Below are 18044 nucleotides of genomic sequence, written 5' to 3'. Positions count from 1 at the left end.
ACCTCAGGCGCCGTGGGGCGCCTGAGGATCTGCAAGGGTTCAACCCTGTTTGGCGAACCACCAAGGAAAGTCCTTGCTAGCCTGATCGAGATTGTCCTTGGTGACATTGAAGTTCAGGATCTTGATCCAGGGCACATCCTTGAGGCCATTGTTAACCGTGGCGGAGGCTTCGATCGGTTTGCCCTGCCCCACCGCAAAGGCGGCCTTGGCAGCCTCGACGCCCATCTGGTCGAAGGCCGTGAAGTTGGACAGCGCCATCAGGCCCTGCTTTATGAGTTCCTGTGCGCGTGGCTCGGCATCGACACCTGTGACGAAGACCTTGCCGCCGAGCCCTTGTGCCTGCAGGGCCTGGACGGCTCCGTAGGCGGTGCCGTCGTTGCCGCAAAGGACGGCGACGACATCGTTATTGTTCTTCGTCAGAGCGTTCTCAACCTGCGCACGCGCGCTGTCGGTCGACCAATTCTTGTTGAACTGGTCAGACACCAGCTTGATGTCCCCCTTGTCCAGAAAGGGTTTGAGCACGTTGAGGAAGCCCTGACGTGTCTCTTTGGCAACGCTGGTCGATTCCTCGCCGGCGGCGATTACATAGTTGCCCTTCGGGTGGGCGCTTACAGCGGCCTGGGCAATTTTTTCGCCCATTTCCACCGCATCACGGCCAAGGAAGCAGACAACGTCGCCCTTATTGATCAGGAAGTTGTAGTTGATAACCGGAACGCTGGCCTGCTTGGCCTTGCGGATCAGCGCGTTGGCCGCGTTCGCATTGACCGGGGTAAGGACGAGAACATCGATGCCTTGCGTGAGCATGTTCTCAACCTGGCTCGCCTGCAGCGATTCCGACGCGTTGGAGGCCTGGGCAAGGACCTCGATACCCAGTTCGGCAGCCTGCTTTTCGAAGAATGCCTGGTCGGCGTTCTTCCAGCGAAGCTGATCGTAATTCGGCATGATCAAGCCGACCTTCAGTTTCTTGTCTTGCGCATGAACGGCCTTGAAGTTCACTAGCGCTGCCAGCAAACCTGCACCGGCGATGCCGAGCGTGTGCCGGCGTGTGATGCCGGACTTCTCCACTTTGTCTGTCATGTTTCTCTCTCCCAGTTTCTGTCGCACTTCATCGGCGACAATTCGATAGCCAGCGTGTTGTCGAAGATTGCTTCGATCAGTCTCCAAATCTTCCGCCGCGTCCGCGCATATCTGCGTAGACTGCAAAGAGAAGTACGAGACCGACAGTGATGGACTGGTAGGCCGAAGGCAGGTTCATGAGGCTCATTCCGTTGGACAAGCTTTCCATCAGGATTGCGCCGATGACCGCACCAGCCACGGTTCCCCTGCCACCCATGAGGCTGGTTCCGCCGATCACGGCTGCGGCGATGACGTTAAGTTCGAGCCCCTGCATTGCGCCCGGCGGCGCGCTGTCGAGACGCGCAACCAGAACAAGCCCGGCCAAACCGTAGAGCAGCCCCATGAAAGCGAATACCATCGAGACATGTGCCCGAATATTGATCCCGGCAAGCAAGGCCGCTTGGCGATTACCGCCAATGGCGTAAAGCCGTCGGCCGAACGCAGTGTAACGCAGCAGCCAGCCGGTCAGGGCGACAACCGCCAGAACGAAAACCACTGGCAGAGGCAAACCCCTGTAGCTAACGGCCACGACCATGACACCGCATGCAAAGATCCCGACCGACACCACCGGTATGCCGACGACGGAAAAAAATGACGACTTGATGCCAGCTTGCATCCGAGCCCTCCATTCCCGCAACTGCAGCAGTGCAAAGGCGAGCCAGAAGGCCATCAAGACGACAATACTCAGCGTTGCCGACAAGGACGTGTCCGAGATCACAAGGATATCCGGGCTCGGCGATATCGTCTCGGCATTGGTGATGACGAGCGATAAGCCGCGTATGGCCAGCAGACTGCCAAGGGTCACGATGAAGGAAGGCACCTTCATCCACGCGATCCAAAAAGCGTGCCAAAGACCGATCACCAAGCCGAAGCCCAAGGTGACCACGATGGTCTGCCAAAGCGGAAGCTCGAACTGGGCCCCAGCCATTGCGGCTATCACGGCGGCGGCGGCAACGGTTGCGCCTAGAGAAAGATCGATGAAGCCCGGGATCATTATCAAGACGGCGCCGGATGTCAGCAGTGCGGTGATAGCGACCTGGCCACTCAAATTGGTAAGATTGCGGGCACTGAGAAAGAGCCCGCCAGTGAGATACTGCATCACCATCCAGACCACCATCAGAACGATGATCAGCGGCAGCAGCCGAAGCTCGCCATGAGACAACATTTCTGGCAGATTCCGGAATGTCCCTCCCTTGTTCGTTGTCGTTTGTGCCGTCACTGTTGTCCTCGCGCTCATGTTCATTGCCTGGATCCACCTGCAGCTGCTGTCATCACGTCCTCCTCCGTTGCCTCGCCCCGGGGCCATTCACGCACGATCCTCCCCTCGAGCATGGCCAACACACGGTCCGACATGCCCAGCACCTCCGGCAAATCGGTGGATACGATGATGATTGCCTTGCCCGCCGCAGCGAGGTCGTTGATAAGCGCGTAGAAATCGACGCGTGCATTGATGTCCACGCCTCGCGTCGGCTCTTCGAGTATAAAGACCTCCGGTGCGGTGAGCAGCCACTTCGCCGCAACGACCTTCTGCTGATTTCCGCCCGAAAGCTGCGAAATCGGCTGTTCTACAGACCCACACTTGACCTTGAGGCTCGTCACATACTGCTGCACGCGCTTCAGTTCGGCATAGCGATCAAGAACCCCGAAGTGCGTGAGACGACTGAGTGCGGCCAGGGTCATATTGCTCGTGATCGAGTGAGCTTCAATCAGCCCGTCGCGTTTTCTCTCGGCGGGAATGTATGCGATGCCGCTGCGAATGGCGTCTCTGGGACTTACGACGCTGACGGCACGGCCGCCGATCTCCATCCTACCCCGCACCTTCGCCTCATGGGCTCCGAAGAGCGAGCGCGTCAGGTCGAAGGCTCCGGAACCGAGCAGGCCGAATATCCCGAGGACCTCGCCTGCGCGGACATCGAGATTCAGATTTTCAACGAGATTGGCACGCCCCGGCCCGCGATTTGGAATGGTCCATTCCCGCAGAGATAATTTTGACTTGCCAGCTACGACAGCGAGCTTGGGATACATTTCCGTCAGGTCTCGCCCGACCATGGCCTGAACGACGCGACGTGGTGTATCTGATTGCCCCTGGAGGCGGAAATGATCGACGACCGCGCCATCGCGCATCACTGTCACCGCGTTTGCGATGCGCTCGAACTCGTGGAGCCGGTGAGAGATGTAGATGGTGGTCACGCCGTGCTTGTGCAGATCGGAAATCTGCTCGAACATCAGTTCGGTCTCACGCTCGGTCAGGTTCGACGTCGGCTCATCGAGGATGAGCAATTTCACACCTTGGGTCATGGCCCGAGCGATGCTGACGAGTTGCTGCTGGTGCGTGCTCAGGTCGCCCATGCGTAGCAGCGGAGACAGGTCGAGTTTGAAGACTGCCAGCCAGCGGACCGCGTCTGCCCATAGCGTCTTCGTATCCACCATGCCCCAGCGGCGAGGTTCCCGATTGAGGAACAGGTATTCACCAACCCGCAATTCCGGCACGACATTGAGTTCCTGTGGAACCAGAAACACGCCGTGTTTTTCAGAATCGCGGATGCTGTCAAAACGACAGCGTTCGCCTTCGATCTCGATATGTCCGTCGTAGCCGCCGATCACGCCCGACAAGATCTTCATGAGCGTTGATTTGCCAGCGCCGTTTTCGCCCGCGATCGCGTGAACATCCCCACGATTAAACGAAATGGAAACGCCTTTAAGTGCGTGCACCACGCCGAACTTTTTATCGATGCCGCAGACCCTGGCGGCAAGATTTCCGCCGTCCAAATCATCAAGGGGCATACTTGCTGCAGTTACCTCAGCACTCATGTCGCGGCTCCTCCTCCAACGAATGATGTACATTTGTCCGGGCACCGCCGCGAAATCGGCGTCGCCGTTGTCAGGCTTTTTCGTGCAAGTCCGGTTCGCCTGTTGGCAGCGAGGTCACAGTGCCATTAACGGCACCAGGCAGCCTCCCGCGAGGTCGCGTTCTGGTCTAATTTGCTTAGCTGCATCACATTCAGATGTGGCAGTACATCAAGCTCATTTATCAATTCAGATTTTTGTACCGGACTGAGCCACTCTTGCTCGCCCGCGCCGTCTCCCAACATAACGATAGTGACATATTGCTGACATGTCAATGAAATGTCATTCAAAGCTCGTGGTTCAGGCCTCGTTTCTTGCTGCTCCTGACCGGGATCCTCGACCTGAAGATCGCTCTTTGAAACGCGCTGGCTGGCAGCGCGTTTCACCGGGGCGATGAGTGGGTCTAGAAGTAAAATCACGTACCCGTTCTCCTACAGGAGGCTCGTTACACCACACTCGCGGCCACAGGATCGTGCACAGTGAGACCGCCGGAGCGCTTGAGAACCCAGGAAGCGACGATTGGGGCCAGAATGGCGGTAACCAGGACTGCTGTCGCAGTTTGCGCGGTGGCCGATTCTACGAAGGGCAGGAAGCGGGGATCTGCGACGGCGACGGCCATAGGCACGGCAACAGCGTTGCCGGCAGTTGTACCTGCAGCGAAGCCAATGCCGCTCTTCGAACCACGGCGCAACAAAAAGCGATAGCCGAGGTACGTGAGCCCGCCTGTGAAAACAACGACGCCAACGCCAAGGAATAGGCCCTGCACTCCACCCGTCAGTACTGTGCCCAAGCTGATGCCGGTTCCAACGGCAAAGGACATAAAGGGGATGGTGATGCTCGGCACGCTATCGAGTACACGGGTCCACTCGCGATCGACAGCGCCGACCATCAGACCCAGAGCAAACGGGACAATCGCTGCAACGAGAGCCATGAACGGGATCTGCCCGAGGCCGGATGCGCCCAGAAAGATCATGGCGAGAAACGGACCATCATCGAAGGCGCTGGCGACATAGGCACCTGTGTCTCGCTCGTCGCCGTACTCGCCGGCGAAAGCCAGCCACAGGGCTCCGTTACTGTTGCCCATAATCGCAAGCAAGGCCAGGATCGAGACCCCCCAGAAGCCTTCAAGCCCGAATATGAGCCCCAGAACAACGGCGATCGCCGCCGGGATAAGTGTCTTGCACAGTAGCACCACGCCGGTAGTGGCAGCGGCTGCCTTGCCACTGTGGCTCCCGGTGATCTGCGCACCGGTTGCAAAGATCAGCAGTCCGATCAGAGCCAGGGCACCGTCTTTGAACAATGCTTGGGTGAAACCGCCAATCTTCAGCGCGTCTGGTGCAAATGAGTTGATCAGAACGCCCAGTATGAGCGGGATCAGCATCATCCCAGCCGGGACTTTTTGCATCGTCTTGAAGAAAGGAATTGACGAAGAACCCTGCTTAAATTGGATTTTTTCCATTAGGCACACCCCTTCTGCGCGCCCTACCTCCCAGGTATTGCACGTTGTTTTGTTGACTGTTGAATTTCTGCTCAATTCTACGTCGCGTGAGGTGCCGGCAGCTGAGGGGCATTTGTCCCAAAACGGCCGTACGCCACACCGACGCGCATTTTAAAGCCTCCGCACGGCTCACTTTGCCGCAGCGATCCCGGTCTAAGTCGGGAGCGCCCCGGCTGCGAGAAAGCCGCCGTCTACTGGAATGATCGCACCGTTCACATAGCTTGCGCCCTCAGACGCCAGAAACGAGACGGTCGACGCAATCTCGCTCGGTTTCCCGTAACGCTTGGCCGGAATGGCTGCCGTGTATGTCGCCCTGAACTCCGCAGAGTGGAGAACCTCGGTCAGCGGTGTGTCCACCGGACCGGGTGCAACGGCGTTGCTGGTAATTCCGTAGATCGCCAACTCGGCGGCCATCTGACGCGTTAGCCCGATGACAGCTGCCTTTGAGACGCCGTATGCGGTCCGGCCATGACCCACGGCTCGCTCGCCCGCCACAGACGCAATGTTGATGATCCTGCCCCAACCCGATCGCTGCATAAGCCGCGCGGCATGCTGACTGCACAGCAGTGACCCTGTTACGTTGATGTTGATCGTTGCAGCCCAGTTGTCATAGGGAAAGTCGATAAATGGAAATGTCTTGGCGATGCCGGCATTATTGACGAGGACATCGCAGCGACCATGTTCGGCCTCAACAGCTTTAAATGCCTCCGCGATCGAAGCGGGATTGCCGACATCCATCACGACTGACTCTGCTTTGAGCTTGGCAGCTCTCAGCTCATCCGCAGCTTTTTCTGCGGCTTCCTTGTTGATGTCGGCGATGATAACCGCAAAGCCGTCCAACGCGAGTTGGTGCGCAATCGCAAATCCGATGCCCATTGCGGAACCGGTCACAAGTGCAACTCTTGTTTCATTCTCGTCTGGCAAGTCGTTTCCTCCCTAACTCCAAAATTTACCGGCATTACACCGGCACACGCTCCGTCCTCACGGATCTGAGCGAGGCAAAGCTTTCATTGACCGTCTCTTGCCGCCGCGAAGTAGCCGACAGATCCCACCTGCCCGCCCTTCATTGCGATCTCGATTCCATTTCTGGACGGGTCTGCAGAATGAGCCCGGCACAACGGACCGCCAGGAGCCAGCTTTGCAACACTGGTCAAGGCGTCGATTTTGAGCCTCAACGCAGCATGGCTAGACGTGTCTCCTCCCGACAAAACCACACGACTTAAGCCCGCTTCGATGATCAGCCTATCGAGTATCTGTCCAAGGCTGCTTCCTATGAGATCGTTGGCGGCCTCAGCCGTCGCCCGGTCGTGGTAGAATTTATCTTTGAACTGCCGGACAGCGGGGTCGTCGGGACCCTTGGCTGTAAACACCAGGGGATCGCGACCTTCGGACAGAGCGGACTTGGATTTACGCACCGCAAGATCAATTTCGCCATTCCACGCACTCTGATCTGACACCCGACCAAGATCGAGCCGAATGGCCTCAAAACCATGAGACGTCGCGTGCTCGATCTGTGCGGCAGTCATGGGCGAAACCGATCCAGACACCACAGCAATCCTGTTCACTGCCTGGACCGATGTTTCGATCTGAGGATCCGTCAAGAGACCCTCTGAACGCCAATAAGCCGCGAGTGCCGCCTGCACGCCTTGCGAGCCGATAACGAACTTCTGCTTCCGGCCCGCGGTCCAGATGGCCTGTCCTGCGGCGCGCAACGTCTCCTCATCGAGCAGATCAATTGAGTATATTTGCGACTTGTCTAGGTCGTTCTGGGGGATGATCTCTGTTGGATCACCCGCTTTCAGTCGGAGGAAGTCAATATTCGATATGGGCAAACTGGTCTGCGAAGCCAGATGTTGGGCCAGGTCGGATTCTTGCATCGGTGTCGATGGATGATTGGCCATCGTTGGGTGACGATCCAACCGATAATACTGGCCACTGGCTTGAGCGTAGAGATGGCCGAAAACCTGAACCCGTCCCATCCCAAGATCACCGACCAACATCGGGATTGGACCCGGGAACAGCTCCGCACCCAGCTCGGCCGCTTTCCCTATAGAGCCAATCTGCGGCGAGGAATCGAAGGTCGAACAAACCTTGTAGTGCACGATGGGAGAGCCCGTTTTTCCCAAACGTTCGAAGATTGCGGGCAAATGAGCATCCATCCAGGCCGGACTTTTGGAGCGCGCTATCCCGGCGATACCGATGCATCTGTAATCGGAAAATTCTGCCAAACGTTCTGCCGAGGGAACATCGAGAAAAAGCACCGTCTTGATGCCTTGCCAGGCAAATGTCTCCATCGCAGCAGACGATCCCGTGAAATCGTCGCCGTAGAAGGAAACCAACGGACCCGAAGGTAGCGATGCGAGCGCGCTAATCATGCGCCCGGTTCCAGAGCAAGTTTTAATTCATGACTCCGCCTCGCGGCAGACTCCAGACTTACTCCTGAGGTGGCGGCCTGGTACGCATCCCGAAGAGCTTGGACGCCCGCCGCAGGGCCTTTTGGATGAGCCACGATCCCGCCGCCGGCTGTGACGATCAGGTCGTCTGACTGCAAGCCCGCGTATGTCGCGTGGGCCTGGCGCACGGTCTGCCCGCTCGAGAATACCGGCATGACCAGACAAGGCTTGTCTTCCGACATAGGCGTCAGGCATTCACGCGCCGACCGAATGACAGATTCATTGTCTTCGGAAAACTTGTTGTCGACACCGTTGACGTGCATGTGGTCCGCGCCGGCCAGCCGCCAAATCTTCTGCCATGCAACATAAGACCAGCCCAGCGAGTGATGACGCGTCAGGTAACCCCAGCCGTTTCTATGGGCGTGGATCGGGAGCTGGCTGAACGACCTCAAACCCACGAAACCCGCCATGCCGACTGAGTTCAGGCTAACCATCAGGCATGTTGCACCAGCTGAGACAAGCTTGTCATGACGTCGCCGCATCTCATCCATATCGCCGGTCAGGTTGAACGCGTACATCGTCTTTTTGCCCGTCCGCTCTGCGGCCCCGTTGATCACCCGCATCACGCGATCAACGCGGTCTTCAAACGGGCAGACTGAAGAGTCGCTTTGCAGCTCGTCATCCTTGATGAAATCGATCCCGCCATTGACGAGTTCTTGGACCAGAGAAGCGGTTTGCTCTGCTGTCAAGCCGACACTCGGCTTGATAATCGTTCCGATCATCGGCCCCGTCTGAACGCCGCTAAGTACTCTGGTTCCCTCAATCCCGAACGCAGGACCTTTGTATTTTTGGAAGAACGGCGGGGGAAATCGAATGTCGACGATCCTGAGACCAGTTACACAGGCAAGTTCAAAAAGATTGCCAGCGACTGTCGCCAGAATGTTGGGAAGGGATGTTCCAACAGTTGCAATGGGCCAGGACAGCGTCATCCTCACCTGATGCAAATGCATCGCGGCGTCAGTCGGATATCGACCGTCGAGGGCTGGAACAGCATTGTACGTTGCGATGGTCTCGAGGGACTCCACTTTTGCAGCCGCCAACGCTTTTAACTCGGGCGTTTCGCCAGGTACCGCGACAAACGTACCACTCGACTGTTCACCGGCAATTATTTCCGCTGCTTGTTCCGGTGGCATGTATGTCTCGAGGATATAGTCAGCCTCGAGGCGCATTAAATTGGTCACGATATCTCCTCCCCGATCGAAAGCGTACCGGACCCTCCTCCGTACTCCCATGATCGTTCTGGCGATGATACACGCGCGGCTCCCTGAAAACAGGCACAATGCAAGCCGACTGATGTGAGTTTGAGTCACACCATCAGATAAAAATAAATCATTGAGTTGTCTTCCATGCCTGTCCAATCGCTGTGCTGGCAGCATATTCCCGTGTAAAATGTCGAGCGTCTGCTAATTCAGACCTTTTTTGCTGTGCGTGAAGCTGACATCGTCCTGCTGACTGGGGATCCTGTTTATTGCAGTATGTAAGGAGGCTGTCACATGTCCTATGGAAATCTTCCCTTGCATGCTCTTCGTGCGTTCGAAGCGACGATACGGCTGGGAAGTATGACAAAAGCCGCACAAGAACTCGATGTGAGCCATGGCGCCATAAGCCGTCACGTTCGCGAATTGGAACGCCTGTACGCGACGACGCTGGTCCGGCGCCTTTCTAAATCATCGGAGCCCACGCCGGCGGGGGCCGAGATGGCGCAGACTCTCAGCGAAGGGTTTCGGTCCCTTAACTTGGCGGTAGCGCGTCTTTCGGCTGGCCCCCTGACCTTGTCGTGCTCAGCAACTATCATGCAGTGCTGGCTGATTCCAAAACTACCTGAATTCAAGGCACTTAATCCGGATATCCATTTCCGTCTCAATGTAAACTATGGAGAAGTCGACGTCGCCAGGGACGGTATCAGCGTAGCAATTCGGAACACTATGTATAGCGCGCCCGACGATGTCGTGATTCTAGACATGATTGGCGAGGAAATCGGGCCCGTTTGTAGCCCGGATTATCTGTTGCGCCATCCCTTGAAATCCTCTGCCGATCTGAGAACGGCGCAGGTCTTGGGCACTGCAACGCGGAAAGGAGCTTGGGAAGAGTGGCTTTCAGCCGTTGGAAGTGAAATTCCGGAACTTCAGATTGCGGAGGAATATGAGCATTTTTATCTTATGCTCCAAGCCGCTACTTTTGGGGCGGGTGTCGCCATGGCCCCCAAATATCTGGTTCAGCGAGAGATCGATGCAGGACAACTTGTTGCTCCCTTCAGTTTCATCCTCGGGCCACACAGATTGCAGTTATGGATCGCTCATCACCTCCGGCAAAATCCCGGCGTTAAAACCTTGGCCGGATGGATTAAAGCGAAAATGGCAGAGGCTGCTTGATCGTCCATTGAGGGCCAACGTTCTCTGTTGCAGACCCGACGCAACACCCGCCGCCTTGATGGGATTCGAACCGTCGCATTCTCCATCGAAGAGAGCTGTCACACTGGATTCCTTAGTGAAAATTTCGGCTCTTCACCTTCAGCGTATCGCTATGAAGGTCGGGAATGAAAATGTCCCTCGGCTTGACCGCCGGCGCCCGATCTCGCGAATCCGAACTTCCCGGCGACCCATGGGAAAACTCGTCGCCACGACCCGTCGGCAGTTTGAACTCCCCGTCACGATCCGCCAAGGCGGATAGGTCGCCCGACAGATCGAACAGTTGCTGGGCGATGAGGTGCACGACCTCCCCTTCCCGTTGAATGCGGCCGTTCATCGCCATCATGCTTGATCCGAGCACAATGCGCCGACGCCGCTCGAAGAGCTTCGGCCAGACGACGACGTTCGCCGGACCGGTCTCATCCTCGATCGTCAGAAACATCACGCCTTTTGCCGATCCTGGCATTTGACGGACGAGAACGAGGCCTGCGGTCATCAACCAACGGCCATCTCTAGCCAACATGGCTTCTCCGCAGGTGACGATGCTTCGAGCGGCAAGGTCCTTGCGCAAGAATGCGATCGGGTGCTCGCGCAGGGGCAGACCAGTATGGCTGTAGTCCTGGATGACGTTGTGCCCATCAGTCATCTGCCGGAGTGCGACATCCGGCTCCTGCTGCTCGGCGATCGTCTTCATCGCGCGCTCGGCCGCAGCAACAAAGAGCGGCAGCGGCTCATCGCGCAAAGCTTTGATCGCCCAGAGCGCATCGCGTCGCTGAAGATCGAGCGATGGCAGGAAAGCATCGGCCTCCGCGAGTTCGACCAACGATGCTGCCGGAACGCTCGCGCGCCGCCACATGTCATCGACGCTATCGAAGAGCTGATCGGCACGGGCGGCCACGACGCGTGCCGCATCGACTGCGGCCAGTCCACGCACAAGTCGGCGGGAACAGATAGAGAACATCCGCATTTTGATCGAGATGATGTCGGCCGCCAACACGACCTTGAAGGGAGCCGTGAACGATGACTGCTGCCCGTGAACGGGTGATTTCCGATCTGCGCGAGCGCATCGCTTCGCTTGAGGGCGTGTCCGCCAGAAAGGCTGGCTGTCTTTCCTTCGGCGTGCCGGAAATCGATGCGGTCCTGCCAGGAGGTGGCCTTGCCTACGGCGCCCTGCATGAATTTGCCGACGGCGGGGCGAGTACGGTGGATGGTGCAGCGGCAGCACTTTTTGCGGCGGGGATCGCAGACCGACCGGGCTGCCTATTCCCGGCTGACCCGTCTTATCACGCTCGGAAAGTCGCGCGGCGGCAAGAACAACTGCATCCTTCACCGGGACGACGTCATCGCCTATGCCGAAGGCATGATCGGCATTCTGGTGCCGGATCTGCCGGATGACGCCTTTGGGATCCAGCTGCGCAAGATCGCCGAGCTGTTTGGCGATCACGCCTATGTGTCGCTCTGTCTTCGTCGTCGCCAAAACGATCAGCTGCGGCTGCATGAGATTTCCAATCTTGCGGCCCGGTTCAAGGTGAAAACGGTCGTCACCAATGACGTCCTTTTCCATGGCCGCCGGCAGTTGCAGGACATTGTCACCTGCATTCGCACCCGCACGACGATCGACGAGGTCGGCTTCGAGCGCGAGCGCCATGCCGATCGCTATCTGAAGCCACCGGAAGAAATGGAGCGCCTTTTTCCGCGCTACCGCGAGGCGCTAGTACGAACGGTGGAGATCGTCGCGAGAGCCAAGTTTTCGTTGGACGAGCTGACTTATCAATATACCGAGGAGGCGATCGTGCCGGGCAAGGATGCTCAAGCGTCGCTAGAGCACTATGTCTGGCAATGCATTCCCGACCGCTATCCGGAAGGCCTGCCACCAGACGTTCTGCCGGCGCCTGATCAATAAGCAGCTTGATCCGCGGGACTTTGTCTCGCACCGCTTGATCGGATCGTGTCAGGGTCAAACTCTGAAGCGGTAGGCGCGGACTTTGTCAAATTGCCTTTTCCATCGAAAACGAAGATCTCATCGGCCACCTCGAAAACAGCTTCACGGTGGCTGGCGGCAATCACGGTCGGCACATAGGCCCGTATCGCAGCGATTATTTCGTGCTCGCTCTGTAGGTCGAGCGCGGAAGTCGGCTCATCCAGGACGATAATCTGCGGTCGTCTAAGGAGCGCTCGACCGATTGCGATTCTCTGACGCTGCCCCCCCGACAGTTCCTTCCCTTGCGTGCCAACGACCATATCCAGAATTGGCCCGGCGCTCACGTCTCTCAGCTCATCGAGTTTCAAGCGCGCAACCACGTCCTTCAGGTCGTGCTCACTGATCGACGCGCCGGCACCATAGGACAAATTCTCACGAAGAGTTCCGGAGAAAACCAGAGGATTTTGGGGCACGACGGCGACGTGTTCCAGGACCTTTTGAGAGCCGATCCGGGCAACGTCTAGGCCATTGAATTGGATTTGGCCTCCAGATGGCCGGATCAAGCCCAGCAGCGCATTCAGCAAGGTTGTTTTTCCGGAACCCGACGCGCCCGAGATTGCGTAGAACCTATCTGCACGGAACTCGAACGAAGCATCCTGAAGAATAACACGGTCCTGTTGCCTGATATCAAGGTATTCACCCGCGAATCCTCGTGACGAACCATTGGCTTTCGCATCCTCCTCCAAGAGGTCGGCGCTCTCCTTCGGCATGTCGAGATAACGGAACCCGCGGTCCAGAGCGATGTAACTGCGTTCGAGCTGGAGCAGCGACCCGACGATCATTGTGAACGGCCCGGTAATCTGGACGACATATCCGACGACCAATATATAGTCACCGACATTGCTCAAGCTGGATTGCGTATAATACACGGTGTAAAGCGTGAATATCAGCAGCACGGCGCCTACACAAACTGACTGGAACGCCAATAACCAGCCCATCTGCCTGTTGGAATTAATGATTGTGTCGACATTGTTTTTCTGAAGGATATTCAGCGAGTCGCGTTCCCGATCGTAGGCGTTGTTGATCTTGATGTCGTACAGTGCGTTCAACCGCTCGCTGAGATATCTTGAGATCGCGTTTTGCGCTTCGTACATGTTCGAGTGGATCGATCTCGTCTTCTTGGCGACCCAATAGGAGATCCAGAACAGCACGGCCATCGCCGCCGTAAATGTGGTCGCGAACAGTAAATCCATTACACCCCAAAGGATGCAGAATACGAAGGCCACCTGGAAGAGCACAGGAAGCAAAACCCAAAATATTGAATGGCTTATGAGGCTGAAACTGCTCTCGCTGCTCTTGATATCTGCTAGAACCCTTCCGCTATCGAGCGTAATCTGCTGTTCGTGCGGGAGTTGAACAATGTGCTGATAGATGCCGCGGTTGATTGCGGCATCGCATCGAGCCAGAACCGCTGCGGATAGCGTCCCCTTAAGAAACTCAAAGACTTTGGTGCTAGTCCAAACGACAGCATAAGCGCCGGCGGCAAGGAATACGAGGTAGGCGCCTCTTTCCTGCGGCGGCAGGCTCATAAGATTGATTGTCCATCGGAGCAGGTATGGAACAGCCATCCCGGCCGCGCTTAAGGCCAACGAGAACAAGGACACCAGGCCGAAATGTAACGGAAATCCATTGTACTCTTTTTTGACCAGGGTCAGAGCGCGCTGATAAGGTATCAGCCAATCGTTCTTGAATGTCTCAAGCAATCTGTTCATGTTCAACCTTATATGGCTAAAAGTGTTGGCATCCGGTGCGGAAGCGAAGGATCGTCGGCGATCACTTGACCCCCAACTTCAATCCACGCATGCGCCAGGAAGTCGTATCGCTGAACGCCGATCTTGAAATCGACGTTTACACGGGCGGAGAGCAGATACATTGATGCCGCCAGCGACGCTTCCAAGCATTGGTGTCTGAACGGAAGACACCTTGCGCAGAGGGCGACCATATCTGCGGCGATCTTGGCTTTTTCGATAGCATGGGCAGTCTGTACAACGTCTCTGGAAAGGGCGGTCTTTTTGAGCTGGCGCAGCTTCTGTAGAGCGCCGTGCAGGCCGTGCCTCTTCAGCATCCAATAGCTGCGAGCGATCGCGAATGCTATTGCCGGAAACGCCCTCAGTTCACGCTGGTCGCTTCGAAACCGCGAAGTGGACCTCCATTCATAGTTGTCGATGCCGAAATCGGCGCTGCTAACGGTCGATACGAATTGGTGGCCGCCGGTTCTTGCGTGAAGAAGCCCGCGGTTCAGAAACATCGCGGCGCCATCCGGATCGGATTCGCAATCGGCAAGTATCAGCGACAGCCGCTCGCTCCACTCCCTGTCCAAAACGACGTACCGGTCTCGCACCTCGTCCAGCAGTATGTACTCGTCGACCAGCAGCAGGTGATGTACGTGCTCTGCAAAACCAAATTGCATCCGGATGCCCAACTATTTATAGATTGAGAGCGCGAGGAGCTCTGCCGATATAATTCTCAAAAGCGCGCTGCTAAATCCGCCCACGCCGAGCGAACTTGTATCGATCATGTTAAGTATGGCCTGCTCTTCTAGGAAACCGGATCTGGCGAGCACTCCGTTCAGTATTAGATCGGCGATCCATTTTCTTTTGAGTTTTAGCGAACGTTGGAACGCGCTGGTTATTTGACCTTTGTCGCTTCTCAGGATCGCGGTGTCGTTGTATCTGCGAAGAAGCGACTCACGAAATGGAAGCCTCGTGTGTTTTTCGTTGAATAGCTCATGGACTGGAAAGCGAGAGCACGCCGCCAGAAATCTGCCCTCGGTGAAGGGGTGTCGAACACGAACACCATGTTGAGGCGTGATCGACAGAGAGTTTTCGTAAACGGCCCTGCGGATTGTCCGGATATGTTGTTCCTTGGCGGGTATCCGCTTGTTGCGGGAGCTTGTTTCTCCGCGTCCGATCGAAGAGATCATCTGGAGATCACGTTTGAAGGGCAACGGGTACCCGTTTGAATATTGCCTTCTCGCAACTGATCGGAAGAGGCTACCCAATATTTGCGGGAAACTTATCGAATATAGCCTCGAATATTCCCTTGCTTTCCTAAGCGCATATGCGATCCCATTTTGACCAAAAGCGTCAATGAGGACAGAGGATGGCATTGGGTCGAAAAACAGGTGATCTCCACCATGCCCGTTCAGGACGCAGATATCTTTCGCAGATGTTTTTTCCTTCAGGAGGTCGAACTTGTAATTTAGGAATTCCGCAAACGCCATGCTGGTCGACACACGCGGCGGTAATTCGACAGCGTTTGGAACGCTGAGCAAGAGACTGGGGTCTACCGTGATGACTTCCTGGCGAATGCCCAAGCGGCTGCATAGGTTTTGCGAATACTGCAGGTCCTGATGCGCGCTTCCATTTGGGTCATACCACGTGACAGCGAGAATGTTTTTGGGGTTCTTCACCGCCCTTGCGGCAAGTAAAATCGCGGTGGAGTCGGTGCCTCCGGAAAGCTGAACGATAGGCTGCTCTATATTGCGGATCAGGCTCTCAACGGTTGCCTCGAATGTTTCGGCGATATCGTCTCGCTGTTCAACGTCATCCGAAAAAGCATCTGCGGAATAGATAAGGCGGATATTGCCTCCGTCCGGATGTATCTCGACCGTCGAGCCGGCAGGCAAAGTGCTAACGTTTTCCAGCAGCGTTCCGAATTCGTACTCCACGACGCCTAAGCAATCTTTGAGCAGAGAATCGGCGCTGACCCCGGGCCTATGACGCGCCATGACTTCCGATAGAGAACTGTATATCGAGATACCGCCCTCATCGCTGTGGATGTACACCCTGGCATCGGAGCCGAAAGCATTCGTTATTACTATACGCTGATCGGTTACCCCTATGGACGCGCCGGTACTCTCGCCTTGGATATCAGCGGTATTAAATGCTAACGCGTCATCCTTTTTCGTGAAGGACAGCTTCTGCACTTGAAGCCGCCCGTCTCCGGCGCATATCCGCAGCGGTCCCATAAAACGTGATCTGTACATTGGCAGGAATCTCGTAGCGGATCGCCGTGGCGATGTAATTTCCGCCTGTATTCGGCGGTGTCCTAGTCCAGATGATGGACTTTCCGCTCACGCTAGAAGACCGGATGAGCGGAAAGCTAATTGCGTTACTAAGGAAGCAAATCAGAATCTAGGTCACCAGGTATTCGGGCACCATGGTACGAAGTAACCTTCGCCGCACCAATCGTCGTCCCCGGGGCCGGTAAGATCTCTGTAGACAGCATAGCTTCCTTCAACAATGGCGCCGCCGCCTTGCCCATTCGTGAAGCGTGACGCCGGCAGTTCCAGTATTTCCTGATTTAAACGTCTGGTAGATTGAATCGACATTTTCGTTCCTTGGACATCCGTGAACAATCGATGAGGCGAGCGACGAACTCCGGCCTCGGTGGTGGCAAACTGTGTCCGGCAGTTGCATTTTTATTGGTATTAAACCTGAATCAAATAATCAAGTTAATTATCCTCTCGCCATGAATTTTCGATCCGAAGTGACGCGCTCATCGACTACATGTTGACGCCGCGGGATGTTGAAAACAGATTTGATTACTTTCATTCAAGACGGCTGCCCACGGCCACGGTCGCGCCGGGCTCTATTCCGGCCGCTCCGCCTTGGCCGTGTTGCAGCGATCAGCTTTTTGACGTGATAGCCCTACCCTTTGGATTTTTCATGCAACGCGACTGAACTCGGGATGGCCAAGTTCAGTCATCCGGTTGAGAACTCGGACGCCGATTTTTGCTTCGGTCTTCTGATTGTCGAGGTTCCTGGCTTTGAGTTTCGGCCCAATGACCGTCTTCCATCGGCCCATTTGGGTCTCTACCCGGCTGCGCTGATTGTAGCCGGTGGATTTCTGCCAGGCCATCCGGCCCTTGGTCTCGATCGGCGATATGCCGGTCGCGAACCGTCGGATTGAGCGCTGATTGAGAACTGGCAACGGCGGTCTTGGGAGGCGGGATAATGACCTCGACGATCTCACCAAGGCGTGTCGTCAGAAGATCACGGGTCGCCGCGCCATCATAGGCGCCATCGGCGATAAACTTGCCGACCGGACCATCAATCTGGCCCAGAAGATCTGACAGGGCTGTGGGATCACCGACATCGTCTGTGGTCAGATCGGAGCAGACAATCTCTCCGCTTACAAGATCGAGACCAAGGTGCAGTTTGCGCCATCTTTTGCGTTTCACCTTGATCTTGTGCTTGTTTTCCAACCATTCGCCTTCACCAAAGACCTTCTGACCGGTGCTGTCCACCACCAGATGAACCGGCCTCTCCAGCAGGCCGTTCGCCGCCGCACTGGCGGCAAAGCCGGTCCCTTGCTCCGGCGCGACAGGGTGGAGAAATCCGGCACAGCGCCGCGATACTGCGCATCAGGCCTTGGGTTTGACGCAAAGGCAATTCGTAAACAACACGCACGGTCAGGCACATCGTAATCGCCAGGTCCGAGTATTTCGGCTGGCCGCCACGAGACGTCCGGCGCTGGGCCGACCATTGAGAAAGCGCCTCATCGCTCACCCAGACAGTCAAATCACCAAGCTGGCGAAGGCTTTCATTATAAGCCGCCCAGTTCGTGACCTTAAACTTCTGCTTGGCTATCTTGTGCCTGCGGTCTTCATTGAACTTATGCGGCATCCAAATATCCTGGGACCAAAAACGGTCGCCTGGTATCAGATCCGCGCCGATCCACGCAACACGGCCCAGTTGGGCCATGGCTCCGATCCCGACGCATCGGCGGACCAATCA

At 56.4% G+C, this 18044-nt stretch carries 12 protein-coding genes and 4 pseudogenes; 3 read left to right on the top strand and 13 right to left on the bottom strand.

The window, feature by feature from the left end; all coding sequences use genetic code 11:
• Nucleotides 1-39: 39 nt before the first annotated feature.
• The 8 genes from MOV76_RS02900 to MOV76_RS02865 form a co-directional block, all read right to left on the bottom strand.
• Nucleotides 40-1077 carry a substrate-binding domain-containing protein gene (locus MOV76_RS02900; RefSeq protein ID WP_247263775.1) on the bottom strand — a complete coding sequence of 346 codons (1038 nt, stop codon included), beginning with the start codon at nt 1075-1077 and terminating at the stop codon, nt 40-42.
• Between the two features lie 76 nt (nt 1078-1153).
• Nucleotides 1154-2359, bottom strand: coding sequence for a sugar ABC transporter permease (locus tag MOV76_RS02895; protein ID WP_247263774.1), 1206 nt, complete (start codon nt 2357-2359; stop codon nt 1154-1156).
• Entirely contained in the window at nt 2356-3927 is a 1572-nt protein-coding gene (locus MOV76_RS02890; RefSeq protein ID WP_247263773.1) for a sugar ABC transporter ATP-binding protein, read from the bottom strand. Before MOV76_RS02890 ends, MOV76_RS02895 begins: the two co-directional genes overlap by 4 nt.
• A gap of 125 nt (nt 3928-4052) precedes the next feature.
• Nucleotides 4053-4382 carry a hypothetical protein gene (locus MOV76_RS02885; protein WP_247263772.1) on the bottom strand — a complete coding sequence of 110 codons (330 nt, stop codon included), beginning with the start codon at nt 4380-4382 and terminating at the stop codon, nt 4053-4055.
• A gap of 26 nt (nt 4383-4408) precedes the next feature.
• Complete coding sequence (locus MOV76_RS02880; RefSeq protein ID WP_247263771.1) at nt 4409-5422, bottom strand: 2-keto-3-deoxygluconate permease; 1014 nt, start codon at nt 5420-5422, stop codon at nt 4409-4411.
• Between the two features lie 192 nt (nt 5423-5614).
• On the bottom strand, nt 5615-6385 hold the full coding sequence (locus tag MOV76_RS02875) for an SDR family NAD(P)-dependent oxidoreductase (protein ID WP_247263770.1): 771 nt from the start codon (nt 6383-6385) through the stop codon (nt 5615-5617).
• 83 nt (nt 6386-6468) lie between these two features.
• The gene (locus MOV76_RS02870) at nt 6469-7836 is read right to left on the bottom strand and encodes a four-carbon acid sugar kinase family protein (protein ID WP_247263769.1); all 1368 of its coding nucleotides are present in this window, start codon (nt 7834-7836) and stop codon (nt 6469-6471) included.
• On the bottom strand, nt 7833-9083 hold the full coding sequence (locus MOV76_RS02865) for a ribulose-bisphosphate carboxylase large subunit family protein (RefSeq protein WP_247263796.1): 1251 nt from the start codon (nt 9081-9083) through the stop codon (nt 7833-7835). Before MOV76_RS02865 ends, MOV76_RS02870 begins: the two co-directional genes overlap by 4 nt.
• A 324-nt stretch (nt 9084-9407) precedes the next feature.
• On the opposite strand from MOV76_RS02865, the gene MOV76_RS02860 reads away from it, so the two are divergent.
• Nucleotides 9408-10286: a LysR family transcriptional regulator gene (locus tag MOV76_RS02860; protein WP_247263768.1), complete on the top strand. Its 879-nt coding sequence runs from the start codon at nt 9408-9410 to the stop codon at nt 10284-10286.
• A gap of 112 nt (nt 10287-10398) precedes the next feature.
• On the opposite strand, the pseudogene MOV76_RS02855 reads toward MOV76_RS02860, so the two are convergent.
• Nucleotides 10399-11262: pseudogene (locus MOV76_RS02855) on the bottom strand (OB-fold nucleic acid binding domain-containing protein); the annotation flags it as partial.
• 80 nt (nt 11263-11342) lie between these two features.
• Here MOV76_RS02855 and MOV76_RS02850 point away from each other — a divergent pair.
• Nucleotides 11343-11594, top strand: a pseudogene (locus MOV76_RS02850) (damage-inducible mutagenesis protein); the annotation flags it as partial.
• A pseudogene (gene dnaE2 / locus MOV76_RS02845) lies at nt 11530-12207 on the top strand (error-prone DNA polymerase); the annotation flags it as partial. The pseudogenes MOV76_RS02850 and dnaE2, both read left to right, overlap by 65 nt.
• An 11-nt stretch (nt 12208-12218) precedes the next feature.
• Here the strand turns inward: dnaE2 and MOV76_RS02840 are convergent.
• The 4 genes and pseudogenes from MOV76_RS02840 to MOV76_RS02825 form a co-directional block, all read right to left on the bottom strand.
• Complete coding sequence (locus MOV76_RS02840; protein WP_247263767.1) at nt 12219-14015, bottom strand: ABC transporter ATP-binding protein; 1797 nt, start codon at nt 14013-14015, stop codon at nt 12219-12221.
• Nucleotides 14016-14023: 8 nt separating this feature from the next.
• Nucleotides 14024-14713: a lasso peptide biosynthesis B2 protein gene (locus MOV76_RS02835; RefSeq protein ID WP_247263766.1), complete on the bottom strand. Its 690-nt coding sequence runs from the start codon at nt 14711-14713 to the stop codon at nt 14024-14026.
• A gap of 12 nt (nt 14714-14725) precedes the next feature.
• Nucleotides 14726-16231: an asparagine synthase-related protein gene (locus MOV76_RS02830; protein WP_247263765.1), complete on the bottom strand. Its 1506-nt coding sequence runs from the start codon at nt 16229-16231 to the stop codon at nt 14726-14728.
• Nucleotides 16232-16971: 740 nt separating this feature from the next.
• Nucleotides 16972-17933: pseudogene (locus MOV76_RS02825) on the bottom strand (IS5 family transposase).
• Nucleotides 17934-18044 lie beyond the last annotated feature (111 nt).

Origin of the sequence: Rhizobium sp. PRIMUS64 (genome assembly GCF_023006465.1) — a bacterium.
Taxonomy (GTDB): Bacteria; Pseudomonadota; Alphaproteobacteria; order Rhizobiales; family Rhizobiaceae; genus Rhizobium; species Rhizobium leguminosarum.
Note: the sequence above shows the minus strand (reverse complement) of the source record. Positions and strands in the feature narration are given on the sequence as shown.

Excerpts from the sequence above, each read along its gene's own strand:
- MOV76_RS02900 (WP_247263775.1), bottom strand. The coding sequence starts at position 1,077 with ATGACAGACAAAGTGGAGAAGTCCGGCATCACACGCCGGCACACGCTC.
- MOV76_RS02895 (WP_247263774.1), bottom strand. The coding sequence starts at position 2,359 with ATGAACATGAGCGCGAGGACAACAGTGACGGCACAAACGACAACGAAC.
- MOV76_RS02890 (WP_247263773.1), bottom strand. The coding sequence starts at position 3,927 with ATGAGTGCTGAGGTAACTGCAGCAAGTATGCCCCTTGATGATTTGGAC.
- MOV76_RS02880 (WP_247263771.1), bottom strand. The coding sequence starts at position 5,422 with ATGGAAAAAATCCAATTTAAGCAGGGTTCTTCGTCAATTCCTTTCTTC.
- MOV76_RS02870 (WP_247263769.1), bottom strand. The coding sequence starts at position 7,836 with ATGATTAGCGCGCTCGCATCGCTACCTTCGGGTCCGTTGGTTTCCTTC.
- MOV76_RS02865 (WP_247263796.1), bottom strand. The coding sequence starts at position 9,083 with ATGCGCCTCGAGGCTGACTATATCCTCGAGACATACATGCCACCGGAA.
- MOV76_RS02860 (WP_247263768.1), top strand. The coding sequence starts at position 9,408 with ATGTCCTATGGAAATCTTCCCTTGCATGCTCTTCGTGCGTTCGAAGCG.
- MOV76_RS02840 (WP_247263767.1), bottom strand. The coding sequence starts at position 14,015 with ATGAACAGATTGCTTGAGACATTCAAGAACGATTGGCTGATACCTTAT.
- MOV76_RS02835 (WP_247263766.1), bottom strand. The coding sequence starts at position 14,713 with ATGCAATTTGGTTTTGCAGAGCACGTACATCACCTGCTGCTGGTCGAC.